At 66.5% G+C, this 12,172-nt stretch carries 9 protein-coding genes; 4 read left to right on the forward strand and 5 right to left on the reverse strand.

Annotation, left to right across the window (positions count from 1 at the left end):
- The first annotated feature begins 636 nt into the window (after positions 1-636).
- The 3 genes from AC0VYP_RS06640 (at position 637) to AC0VYP_RS06650 (ending at position 6,168) form a co-directional block, all read left to right on the forward strand.
- Positions 637-2,721 (forward strand): SpoIIE family protein phosphatase, encoded by a 2,085-nt coding sequence (locus tag AC0VYP_RS06640; protein ID WP_475473036.1) that lies wholly within the window; start codon positions 637-639, stop codon positions 2,719-2,721.
- Positions 2,722-3,064: 343 nt separating this feature from the next.
- Entirely contained in the window at positions 3,065-4,726 is a 1,662-nt protein-coding gene (locus AC0VYP_RS06645) for an RNA polymerase sigma factor (RefSeq protein WP_475473037.1), read from the forward strand.
- A 425-nt stretch (positions 4,727-5,151) separates the two neighbouring features.
- Positions 5,152-6,168: a hypothetical protein gene (locus tag AC0VYP_RS06650; RefSeq protein ID WP_475473038.1), complete on the forward strand. Its 1,017-nt coding sequence runs from the start codon at positions 5,152-5,154 to the stop codon at positions 6,166-6,168.
- Between the two features lie 86 nt (positions 6,169-6,254).
- Here the strand turns inward: AC0VYP_RS06650 and yaaA are convergent, their stop codons facing one another.
- Together yaaA and AC0VYP_RS06660 are read right to left on the reverse strand one after the other, a co-directional pair.
- Entirely contained in the window at positions 6,255-7,052 is a 798-nt protein-coding gene (yaaA, locus tag AC0VYP_RS06655) for a peroxide stress protein YaaA (RefSeq protein WP_475473039.1), read from the reverse strand.
- 125 nt (positions 7,053-7,177) lie between these two features.
- Positions 7,178-7,408 carry a DUF7455 domain-containing protein gene (locus AC0VYP_RS06660; protein WP_285759403.1) on the reverse strand — a complete coding sequence of 77 codons (231 nt, stop codon included), beginning with the start codon at positions 7,406-7,408 and terminating at the stop codon, positions 7,178-7,180.
- 376 nt (positions 7,409-7,784) lie between these two features.
- Between AC0VYP_RS06660 and AC0VYP_RS06665 the strand changes: the two genes are divergently transcribed.
- Positions 7,785-9,890, forward strand: coding sequence for a DNA gyrase/topoisomerase IV subunit B (locus AC0VYP_RS06665; protein ID WP_475473041.1), 2,106 nt, complete (start codon positions 7,785-7,787; stop codon positions 9,888-9,890).
- Positions 9,891-9,982: 92 nt separating this feature from the next.
- On the opposite strand, the gene cds1 is transcribed toward AC0VYP_RS06665, so the two are convergent.
- The 3 genes from cds1 to AC0VYP_RS06680 form a co-directional block, all read right to left on the reverse strand.
- Positions 9,983-11,101: an L-cysteine desulfhydrase Cds1 gene (gene cds1, locus AC0VYP_RS06670; protein ID WP_475473042.1), complete on the reverse strand. Its 1,119-nt coding sequence runs from the start codon at positions 11,099-11,101 to the stop codon at positions 9,983-9,985.
- Between the two features lie 104 nt (positions 11,102-11,205).
- On the reverse strand, positions 11,206-11,532 hold the full coding sequence (locus AC0VYP_RS06675) for a tetratricopeptide repeat protein (protein WP_285759407.1): 327 nt from the start codon (positions 11,530-11,532) through the stop codon (positions 11,206-11,208).
- Positions 11,533-11,625: 93 nt separating this feature from the next.
- Positions 11,626-12,129 (reverse strand): beta-class carbonic anhydrase, encoded by a 504-nt coding sequence (locus tag AC0VYP_RS06680; RefSeq protein ID WP_285759408.1) that lies wholly within the window; start codon positions 12,127-12,129, stop codon positions 11,626-11,628.
- Positions 12,130-12,172 lie beyond the last annotated feature (43 nt).

The raw sequence follows: 12,172 nt of genomic DNA on the forward strand, positions 1-12,172 counted from the left end.
GCCATGGACACACTGGACCAGGATCATTGCCTTGGACTGGGCAACCGGTGGTCTCGCCCCTGTCCGACGCGCGGTACGTCCGGCGGTGCCGGAGGCTGCCGTTGCCCCGGCGATGCCGGGGCAACGAGGCCGCGCTCCGAACTTAGCGACGAGGTCGCCGCTGGTGGGGAAGCCACACGCGAACAACTTTCGGTCATCGTGGAATCTGTGGCGATCACCAGTCCTACCGGGTATTTTGTCCGGATAGTTCGCGCTTGGTGGCCGAAAAGGTTGACCGAAATGGTCGAACCTTCCGCATGTAAGACTGTTAACGCATATTCTTTACTTTCCGCGATCGCATCGGGCTTTCAACCTGGAGTGACCCGGCGGCGTTAAGCCGAGGTGGCCTATGCTTGGCCGGTGCGGTTGCAGGTGGTGCCGTTAACTCGGGAGGGTCTACGGACACCCGACGCGCCTTGGCGCCTGGGCCTTCAGGCGGGGAATCAGGAGTGGTCACCGCAATCACAGGCCGGTCCCCCGTGACGCTGGGGGCGGACCGCACCTCTGGTAGATGAGGCGATGTTCGTTATGCTGCCGGCGTTCGATAGCCCGAAGCCCCCCTCCAACGACGGGGAAAGGACCCCGGAGGTGTCACGAATGAGCACCGAGACGTCCGTTCCGCCTCCCCGGTTCTCCCAGCTGAATCCGGTCAACGCCGCGCTGCTGGAAACCCTCCTGAAAGAGGCGCCCATCGGGTTTGCCTTCTTCACCCCGGACTCGCGTTTCCAGCGGGTCAATCGCACCCTCGCCGCGATCTACGGCCTGGCCTCCGAGGACTGCCACGGCTGCACCCCCACCGAGATCCTGGGCTCCTCCGACGCCGCGGCCCACGAGAGCGCGCTGGCTGCGGTGCTGGCGGGAGAGGCAGTGGTCACCAGCGACCACCACCTCATCGGGGGCACCCCCAATCAACCGGACGACGACCGTCACTGGGCGATGTCGTGGTTCCCCGCCTACGGAATCGAGGGCGAGATCACCGGAGCCGCGCTCATCGCTGTGGACATCAGCGAGCGACACAAGGCCGAGGTCACGCTGCGCCGCAGCGAGGAGCGTTACCGTGCTCTGCTCCAAGCGGGAAACCAGATCGTATGGGCAGCCGCGCCCGACGGTCGTGCCCACGAGGACTGCCCGGAGTGGCGTGCTGTCACCGGCCAGTCCGAGGAGGAGTACCTCTCCCGCGGCTGGTTGTCCGCACTGCACCCCGACGATCTGGAACGCGCCGAGCTGGCCTGGGGCGACGCCATCGAGGACCGCACCATCTACGACGCCACCTTCCGGGTTCGCGTCCGTTCCGGCGAGTACCGCCACTACCACTCCCGTGCGGTGCCGTTGGTCCGTGGCGAGCAGATCCTGGAGTGGGTCGGTACGCACGCGGACGTCACCACCCAGCGCGACGCCGAAGAGGTTCGCCAGCGCCTCACCCAGCAGTTGGAGAAGGCCGCAATGCGTACGGTGCGCTTGCAAAAGGCCACCTCGGACCTTGCCGAGGCGCTGACCGTCAACCAGGTGGTGCGGGTCATGACCGAGATCGGCGACACCGCGGTGGGGGTGTTTCGCACCGCTGTGGCCATGCTCGACCGGGAGCGGTTGCGCTTGCAGTTGCTCAACCCCGACGGCATTCCCGACGTCCCCGGTGCGCCGCCCAGCGAGGTCGGGCTGGAATTCCTCAGCACCATGACCCTTGCGGTCCGTGAGGGGCGCCCGATCATCGCGGAGTCGCCCGAGGCGTTCCTGGAACTGATGGAGGAGCACGAGAACGCCTCGGCATACATCGCGCACACCGATGAGCGGGCCTGGGTGGCGCTGCCGCTCATGAGCGCAGGCCGACCACTGGGAGCGCTGCGTTTCGCCTTCCGTGAGGAGCGCGAGATCTCCGACGAGGAGAAAGTCTTCCTCGAAGCGCTCGCCGGCCAGTGTGCACTGGCGCTGGAGCGCGCAACGCTCTACGAGCGGGAGCACAGCACGGCGGAGGCGTTGCAGAACAGTCTGCTGCCCGAGGCGCTCCCTGATGTTCGGGGCATCAAGTTCGCCCAGCTCTACAATCCCGGGACCAAGTACGTCCAGGTCGGCGGCGACTGGTACGACGCTTTCAGGCTCGCCGACGGCCGGGTGGCCGGAGTGCTCGGCGACGTCATGGGCAAGGGCATCAAGGCGGCAACCGGCATGAGCCGGGTACGCAACGCCCTGCGTGCGCTGGCCTTCAGCATGCCCGAGCCGGCCGATGTGCTGACCGGCCTGGACCGGATGTTCGATGCGACGGAGAGTGAAGACCAGATCACGACGCTGATCTATTTCGTCCTGGACCCGGAGACCGGCCGAGGGCATCTCGGCAACGCCGGCCACCTGCCCGCCCTGCTCATCGCCCCGGACGCGACCCCGCAACTGCTGGAGATGGACAAATCCACTCCGCTCGGCGTGCCGCTTCCCCGAGAGCACCATAATTTTTTCGTGCCACCCGGTAACACTGCCGTCCTCTATTCCGATGGACTAGTAGAGAACCGCAAGCGTTCCGCGGGAGCGGGTCTCGACGAACTTGTTACCGTAGCGTCGCAAGCACCGGCGGAGGTGGTGGGCGATCCACAGAAAATCCTCAAGTACCTTGTGGAGAGGATGCTCACGGGGTACGAGCAGGATGACGATGTAACCTTGCTCGCTGTCCACGTGCCTGCAGAGCGGGACTAGGTCGCGTGAGCAGCCGGTAGATAGGTCAGTGAAGAACACGTCCACCTTGTCCAAGGTGGGATTCAAAGATCCAGAGTGGTCCCCGCCAAGCGCGGGGATGATCCGAAACCCGACCACAGGGGCGTTTCATCCGCGGAACGGCATGACCCGCGGTGAAAACCTTACTGGGCAGATGTGCCGAAGCGCTAGAGAAGGCGCATACGCTCAACGAGGAAAACTCAGTGGTTCCCCGCACGCGCGGGGTGTTCTCGGGCTTGAGCCAGGAATGCGAAGCACCTTCCTTCCCGACTCCTCGGGTCGTCGAGTCCAGCAATCTCGCCACACGTCCGTTCGAGAGGTGTTTGTGTCACCTGCCAGTTCGACCCGCTCTAAGCAGCCGGAGTCGCTGCAAGAGCCCGTCATCCAGCAGCTGATCGAGCGTGGGCGGTCCCAGGGGTACCTTGAGCCCGAGGACGTGCGCCGTGCGTTTGAAGAGGCCGACATTCCGATGTCGCAGGCGCAAGCTGTGCTCCGCAGCTTGACCAAGGAAGGCGTGACCCTCGTCGTCGGAGCGGCAGAGTCCGCGCCGACCCGGCGCAAGTCCACGCGACGCAAGGCCGCTGCCCCGCGTACCGCTGCTGCCACCTCCACCACACGCGCCAAGCGTGCGGCAGCGGCTCAGGAGCAGCCCGAAACGGTGACCGCCGTCGTCAACGCGGGGGAAACCCCCGCCAAGGCAGCCGCGCCCAAGAAGCGTGCAGCCAAGACGGCCACCACCAAGGCCGCTCCCGCGAAGCGGGCGGCAGCCGGCAAGAAGACCGCGGCCAAGGGCCCGGCCAAGAAGACCAAGGACGACGACGTCGTTCTCGCCGCCGAGGACGAGGACATCGACCTCGAGGCGACCGAGGCGACCGAGGACTTCGAGGAGGGTACCGCCGACCTCGAACTGGTCGAGGACACCGAAGAGGTTCCGGAGAAGATCGTTGCCGGCCCCGTCGGCAAGACCGGCAAGGGCGGTACGCCCGAGAAGACCTCCACCAGTTCCGAGGACGAGTCCTTCGTCCTCTACGACGACGACGATGACGCCCCCGCCGCGCAGGTCGTCGCAGCCGGGGCGACCGCCGACCCCGTCAAGGACTACCTCAAGCAGATCGGCAAGGTCCCGCTGCTCAACGCCGAGCAGGAGGTGGAGCTGGCCAAGCGCATCGAGGCCGGTCTGTTCGCCGAGGAGAAGCTGGCCGACGAGGCCGAGACCCTCGACTTCGACGGTCGCGACGAGCTGGAGTGGATCGCCGAGGACGGTGGTCGCGCCAAGAAGCACCTCCTCGAGGCGAACCTGCGGCTGGTCGTTTCGCTGGCCAAGCGCTACACCGGCCGGGGCATGCTCTTCCTGGACCTCATCCAGGAGGGCAACCTCGGGCTGATCCGCGCAGTGGAGAAGTTCGACTACACCAAGGGCTACAAGTTCTCCACCTACGCCACGTGGTGGATCCGCCAGGCGATCACCCGCGCCATGGCCGACCAGGCCCGCACCATCCGCATCCCGGTGCACATGGTGGAGGTCATCAACAAGCTGGCCCGGGTGCAGCGTCAGATGTTGCAGGACCTGGGCCGGGAGCCCACTCCGGAGGAGCTCGCCAAGGAGCTCGACATGACTCCGGAAAAGGTCGTGGAGGTGCAGAAGTACGGCCGCGAGCCGATCTCGCTGCACACCCCGCTGGGCGAGGACGGCGACTCCGAGTTCGGTGACCTGATCGAGGACTCCGAGGCGATCCAGCCTGGTGAAGCGGTCAGTTTCACCCTGTTGCAGGAGCAACTGCATTCGGTTCTCGACACGCTCTCCGAGCGCGAGGCCGGTGTGGTGTCCATGCGGTTCGGGTTGACCGACGGCCAGCCCAAGACGCTCGACGAGATCGGCAAGGTCTACGGCGTGACCCGCGAGCGGATCCGCCAGATAGAAAGCAAGACCATGTCGAAACTGCGGCACCCGTCGCGTTCCCAGGTGCTGCGCGACTACCTGGACTAGTCCAGGCGCTACGTACTCGATCGTGGTCTCGGTGCGGGCTGGTGGTTCTTCCTCAAGGGAGACCCCGGCCCGCACGTTTGTGCCGGTGTTCCCCGGTGGTGGACCCGGGACGGTTCACGATCGGTCCATGGTTCCCGTATCCGGGGCGCAAGCACCACCGCCGTACTGTGGGCGGACAGCCCCGTCCGCAGCCATAATGATGCAGCGTGCGGTGTATGGCCCAGATAAAGCACCGATGCAGCATTGTGACCTGGTTTCCGCGGTGGTGCGGGTGGCGTGTTCTCGCTGCCCCTGATTGCTGTGCGGCTGCCCGGGGTGGTTCCCTTCGGCTGTGCGGACACAGTTGAATCATCCCTGAGGTATGTCGGCAAATGTTATTGAAAGTCGCTTTTCCTGGTTGCCGTGATCGGTAGTCTTCTGTATCCATGGGGCTATTCGGGCGCAAAGCCGCCGATAAGACGCAAGACGCGCTCGTTCGTACCCTCGTCAACGGACGCTGTTGGAACGACCCTGCTCTGGATGCCGGGGTCAACGCGGTCGAGGAAGGCCATCTGACCGCCGGCCTGACCCTGCTCAAAGAGTCACGGACCGACCCCGAGCTGCGGTCGCTCTATGTGGAGGCCCTCGGCAACGCCGCCATCGGACGCAGTGGTCAGGTACACGGCCTCCTGACGGAGGACACCGCTCGTGAGGACGCCGCCGACATCCTGTTGTGGCTGGGACGCACGCTGATCGACGAGGCATGGGAGATCCGTGGTGCGGGGAGCGCGGACACGGTCGGAGCTGAGCGGTTCAAACTCTTCTTCGCGACCCTGGGCAACGCCCGGGAGCCGTTGCTGGCTGCCGCCGAGATCGCTGCCGACGATCCTGTCCCGTGGGAGTGCCTCCAGTGGTTCGCCCTGGGAATGCAACTGGAGCGCGACGAGAAGGACTACATCTGGCAGCGTGTGGTCGAGCGCTGTCCCACGCTGTATCCGGCGCACTGGGGGCGGGTTCAGACGCTGGCCGCCAAGTGGGGCGGCTCGCACGAGGAGATGCTCGAGTTCGCCCGGGGGTCGGTGGACATCGCGCCGCCCGGACATCCCCTGACCTCCATGGTCGCGCTGGCGCACGTCGAGCGGCTCATGGGACTCTTCGACGATCTCGCCCAGCGCAGGAAGTTCGTCGCCGCGGTCAAACTCAACGTGCGCTACTACGACGAGCAGGTGCGTGACGAGCTGACCCGGGCCGCGCAGAAGTGGTGCGCCGCCCCGGTCGCCCATCCGCGGGATCTGCAGGCGCATCACCAGTTCGGATGGGTCTTCAAGGAGGCCCAGGAGAAAGAGCGCGCCCGCTGGCACCTCTACCAGGTGGGGGACAGGGTGCACCACTGGCCGTGGGCGAGCACGGGAAAACCGGTCGAGGCATTTGCCAAGGCGCTGAGCAGCCTGGGCCTGGCCTAGGTGCGGGCGGGGCCTGCCGGCGCCCTCGGTCGTTCGTTCGGCGGGAGGTACCGTCCTGCACCACCCTCGGGGCGGGGAGGCGCGGATCAGCCGGTGACGACGACATCGAGTGAGAACGGCTTCCCCCGACGTTCGGGGGAGCGTAGTTCGACAGTATGCCCGAGACCACCGAGCGTCTCGGCGAGTTCGTGTGGGGTCTGTGGGGACAGCCCCTCGGCCAGGAGGGTGTGGGCGATCTCACCGCGGGTGGCCTTGGCCATGTGACTCACCACCGACCGTTTGGCCACTCCCTCCGTCACCGCCTCGCGGAGAACCCGGACGGTGAGCGTCCGTTCGGCGGTGTCGGCATCGGGTCGAAAGGCTGCGGCGTAGGCCGCGGAGCGGCAGTCCACGACGAGTTGCCCCGCCGCCCGTTTGCCCAGGGCTTCGCTCAGATGGCCGCGCCAGAAGGCCCCGAGGGCTCCCAGGGGCGGCAGTTTCACCCCCATGGACAGCCGGTAGGGGGGAAGCGCGTCCCGTGGCCCCACGACGCCCCACAGGCCCGAGAAGATCAGTGTCAACTCCTCGGTCAGGGCGGAGGTGGAGCCGGCCAGCAGTTCGGGAAGCCCGAGTGCGTCGTAGAGCACCCCGGTGTAGAGGTCAGCGGCCCGCAGTGTTGCGGAGGTACGCAATTCCCGGTTGCGGTGGAGCGCGTCGGTCTGTCCGGGAGTGAGCCCCAGCACCTTCCTCGCCTCGGCTTCAGGACGTGCGCACACTGCTTCGAGCGCCGTCATGACCTGCTCGCGAGCCGGAGTGACCTCGCTGAGGCCGAGTTCGGTGAGCTCCAGCGCGGATCCGTTGCCGGTGGTCGCCTTTCCCTCTGAAGGGGGCAGGAGGATGAGCATGGGCGGCCTTCGTCGTCTCGGGCCCTACGGAGTGCGTGTGCCCCGCAGGCGAAAATGCTCAGGGCAAAGACATCGGCGGCGGCCCCGGGAGAGGGGCCGCCGCCGGACGTCTTCCTTATCGAGTTCTAACGGTCGTCCTCAGCCACATCGGCCTTGGTCGAGTGGAGTCGGTCGGTCTCGTCCTGGATTTCCGACGCAATCTTGCGGATCGAGTCATCGTGCTTGCGCATGTGGTGGGCGCAGAACAGAAGTTCACCACCGGAGCTGAGCACCACGCGGACGTACGCCTGTGCGCCGCACCGGTCGCAACGGTCAGCAGCCGTCAGCGGCTGGGTGGGGGCAAGAGTTCCAGTCACTTCGCCTTCCTCCATACTCGGCGTTAGTCACTCAGGACAACATCTAACCGGACGAAGAGCTTCCCGACCAGCTCTTCTGTACGCCGACAGCAGAATCGGCCCGGTTTGTGACCTACCTCTCCGCTTTGTCTAGTTGTCTGATCGGGGTTCTACCCTGCGACACGCGTGCTTACGCCGAAGCGCGGAAATGCGGCTTGCCACAACTGCGGCTACCCTGCAATCCGAACTACTGTGCTATCGCACCCTTTGTTTGAGCGCGCGGAGATGGCCGCAGGGCCCGCGCGCTCGACTTTCACCGCCCCTGTCCGCCCGCGGCCAGACACCGGAGCGGCATCAGAGCTTGCTCCAGTCCTCAAGACATCGCAGGAGAGTCCACGTGACCGCCCTCACCCAAGCCGTCCACGACCCCGAGGACTACTCGGCTCGGCACCTTTCGGTCCTGGAAGGTCTGGAGGCGGTTCGCAAGCGGCCCGGTATGTACATCGGCTCCACCGACAGCCGGGGCCTCACCCACTGCATGTGGGAGATCATCGACAACGCCGTCAACGAGGCGCTGGGGGGCTACTGCACCCGCATCGACGTCGCCCTGTACCCCGACGGCTCGGTCGAAGTCCGTGACAACGGGCGCGGCATCCCGGTGGACATCGAACCCAAATCCGGGCTCAGCGGCATCGAACTGGTCATGACCAAGCTGCACGCCGGCGGTAAGTTCGGCAGCGGCTCCTACACCGCGTCGGGTGGTCTGCACGGTGTGGGCGCCTCCGTGGTGAACGCCCTCTCGGCCCGTCTGGACGTCGAGGTGGACCGTCAGGGGCACACCCACTCGATCAGTTTCCGTCGTGGCATCCCGGGTTCCTTCGCCGCCGCCGGCCCCGACACCGAGTTCACCCCCGGATCCGGTCTGTCCGAGGGCCGCCGCATCGCCAAGAAGGTCACCGGTACCCGGGTGCGGTTCTGGGCGGATCGCCAGATCTTCCTCAAAGAAGCCGACATCACCCGTTCCGCGCTGCTGGACCGCGCCCGCCAGACCGCCTTCCTCATCCCCGGTCTGACCATCGCCGTGCGCGACGAGCGGATCACCGAGGAGCCCCCCTACGAGGAGGAGTTCCGCTTCGACGGCGGAATCGGCGAGTTCTGCGGCTACCTCGCACCCGACCAGGGCCTCAACGACGTGCTGCGCATCGAGGGCACCGGCCAGTTCACCGAGACCGTCCCGGTCCTCGACGACCAGGGGCACATGACCGCCACGGACGTCAACCGTCGCCTCGAAGTCAACGTCGCGTTGCGCTGGGGGACCGGTTACGACACCACCGTGCGTTCCTTCGTCAACGTGATCGCCACCCCCAAGGGCGGCACCCACATGGCCGGGTTCGAACGGGCGCTGGTGCGGGTGATCAACGACCAGTTGCGCACCACCAAGCTCCTCAAGGCCAGCGACGACCCGGTGAACAAGGAGGACGTCCTCGAAGGTCTTACCGCCGTGATCACCGTCCGGTTGCCGGAGCCCCAGTTCGAGGGCCAGACCAAGGAGATCCTCGGGACCTCTGCGGCCAGCCGGATCGTCTCCCAGGTCGTGGGCAAGGAGATCCGGGCCTTCCTCACTTCGACCAAGCGTGCGGAGAAGCAGCAGGCCCGCACGGTCCTGGAGAAGGTCGCCAACGCGGCCAAGGCCCGTCTGGCGGCCCGCCAGCAGCGTGAGACCCAGCGCCGTAAGAACGCCCTGGAGTCCTCTGCGCTGCCGGCCAAGCTGGTGGACTGCCGCAGTGAGGGGCTGGACCGCAGCGAGTTGTTCATCGTCGAGGGCGACTCCGCCCTGGGCACGGCCAAACTCGCCCGCGACTCCGAGTTCCAGGCGCTGCTGCCAATTCGCGGCAAGATCCTCAACGTGCAGAAGTCCTCGGTCGCGGACATGCTCAAAAACGCCGAATGCGCGGCGATCCTCCAGGTCATCGGGGCGGGGTCCGGGCGTACCTTCGACCTTGAGGCGGCCCGCTACGGCCGGGTCATCCTGATGGCCGACGCGGATGTCAACGGCGCGCACATCCGGTGCCTGCTCCTGACGCTCTTCTACCGTTACATGCGCCCGATGCTTGAGGCCGGCCGGGTCTTCGCCGCTGTGCCACCGCTGCACCGCATCGAGCTCACCAACGTCCGCAAGAAGCGCGGCGCCAAGCCCGAGGACCGCTACATCTACACCTACTCCGATGCCGAGCTGCACCGAAAGACGCTCGAACTGGACAAGAAGGGCATCTCCTGGAAGGAGCCCGTCCAGCGTTACAAGGGTCTGGGCGAGATGGACGCCGACCAGTTGGCGGAGACCACCATGGACCCGCGTTTTCGCACTCTGCGGCGTATCCGTGTCGAACACGCGGAAGAGGCGGCCTCGGTGTTCGACCTTCTCATGGGCAACGAGGTCGCCCCCCGCCGTGAGTTCATCAGCAAGGGCGCCCAGGAGCTCGACCTGGCGCGGATCGACGCTTAGTCAGGGCCGGGCGGTGCGGGGAACGACTCCCTGTACCGCCCGCTCCCCGTACGGCACGACCTTTCTCGGCGCACACCCTGCCCCGACGGCCGTCAGGCCGGTGGGGCCCATTCACCGTCGGTCAGGAAGCGCTCCAGCGCCGCGGTGTAGGGCGCGAGGTCCATGCCCTGGGCCGCCACCCAGTCGTCGTCGTAGTAGCTGTGCCGGTAGCGTTCGCCGCCGTCGCAGATCAGGGTCACCACACTGCCCCGGGTGCCGTTCCGGCGCATCCGGGCCACCAGCTGCCATACCCCCCACAGGTTGGTCCCGGTGGAGCCACCCGCGCACAGTCCCATGACGGTGTCCAGATGTCGGGCCGCCGCGATACTCGCGGCGTCGGGCACCGGAATCATCAGGTCGATCACCGAGGGCACGAAACTGGGCTCCATCCGGGGCCGCCCGATCCCTTCGATGCGCGAGGGCATCCCGGTGGCATAGTCGGCAGTGTCGGTCACCCAACCGGGGAAGAACGCGGAGTTCTCCGGGTTGACCACGGCCAGACCGGTGCGATGGCGGCGATAGCGCAGGTAGCGGCCGATCGTCGCCGATGTGCCCCCGGTCCCCGCCCCCATCACGATCCACTCCGGGACCGGATAGCGTTCCAGTTCCAGCTGCTGGAAGATCGATTCGGCGATGTTGTTGTTGCCCCGCCAGTCCGTGGCGCGTTCGGCGTAGGTGAACTGGTCCATGTAGTGGTGGTTGGGCTTCGCCGACAGCCGTTCGGCCTCGGTGTACATCTCGTCGGGCACGTCCACGAAGTGACATCGCCCGCCATAGCGTTCGATGAGCGCGATCTTCTCGGGGCTGGTACTGCGCGGCACCACGGTCACGAAATCCACTCCGACGAGCCGGGCGAAGTACGCCTCCGATACCGCCGTCGATCCCGAGCTGGCCTCCACCACCGTGGTGTGCTCGGTGATCCACCCGTTGGCCAGCGCGTAGAGGAAGAGCGATCGGGCCAGTCGGTGTTTGAGGCTGCCGGTCGGGTGCACCGACTCGTCTTTGAGGTAGAGGTCGATTCCCCATTCCGCGGGCAGCGGGAAAACGTGCAGGTGGGTGTCGGCGCTGCGGTTGGCGTCGGCCTGCACTCTGCGGATCGCCTCGTCCACCCAGGCGCGGGCGCTGGTGCTGGTGCGATCGACCCAGGCTGGCTCGTCTGGCTGCGCTCTCATGCCCAGCAGCTTAGATCAGGCGGTGTTTCGTCTTCTCGAACACGCAAAGGGCCGCCCTCCCGGACCCGGGAGGGCGGCCCTTTGCGAATCGGGCTGTTGCGGGGTCAGTCCAGTGACCCGCCCGACATCACCGCGTGCATCCTGCGGTAGGGAGCGGCCTCTGCGCCGCGGTTCTGTCGTTCCAGGGAGCGCGCCAACGCGATGTGCGCCCAGGCGTCGCACGGGTCGAGCTCGATGATCCTGCGGAAGGTCTCCTCGGCTCGGGAGAGCTGGGCGGAGTGGAAGTAGGCCCTGCCCAAAAGCTCCAGGACGGTGCGGTTGTCGGGGGACTCCTCGGCGAGCGGCGCCAGTAGTCGCGCGGCTCCGATCGGGTCGCCGAGGTCGAAGGACCGCCGGCCGCGGGCGTAGGTGTCGTAGGTCGTCTCCGCCATGCGAACTCCCTTCATCAGGGATCACAACAGTGGTGCGGAGTAGGACATTCCCCACCTTCGCGTGTCCGACACCGATCGGTGCAGCGCGCCTCCTCACTCCGTGACGGGGGTAACCGTGCCGGTGTCCACGTCGTACACCGCACCGGCCACGGCCAGGTTCTTCGGCAACAGCGGGTGGTGGCGGATGCGCTCCAAGTCGTGGCGCAACGCTCCCAGCTGGTCCTTGTCGGTGTGGAACTCCAGACTGCGGGTGTCCACCCCGTGCCGTGCGGCGATGATGTCGTGCACCTCCGCGTCCCCCGACACCGACGCCATCTTGCAGCGGGTGTGCGGGAGCACCATGACCCGGTCCACCCCGAGCAGGTAGACCGCCAGCACCAGGGTGCGCAGAGTGTCATCGGTGACGCGGGCGCCGGCGTTGCGCAAGATCTTGGCGTCGCCGGGTTTGAGCCCGAGCATCTCCAGCGGTTCGATTCGAGAGTCCATGCACGTCACGAGGGCCAGGCCACGCGCGGCCACGGGTTGCAGGCCACCGAGGTGGAACCGGCGGACATAGTCCGCGTTCGCGGTGAGGACGTCGTCGAAGGCATCGGTCACAGTTTCCTCCAGGAACGGTTGTGCAGGATGAGGACAGCATGGC

The sequence above is a fragment of the Nocardiopsis sp. iso_186 genome (assembly GCF_056173365.1).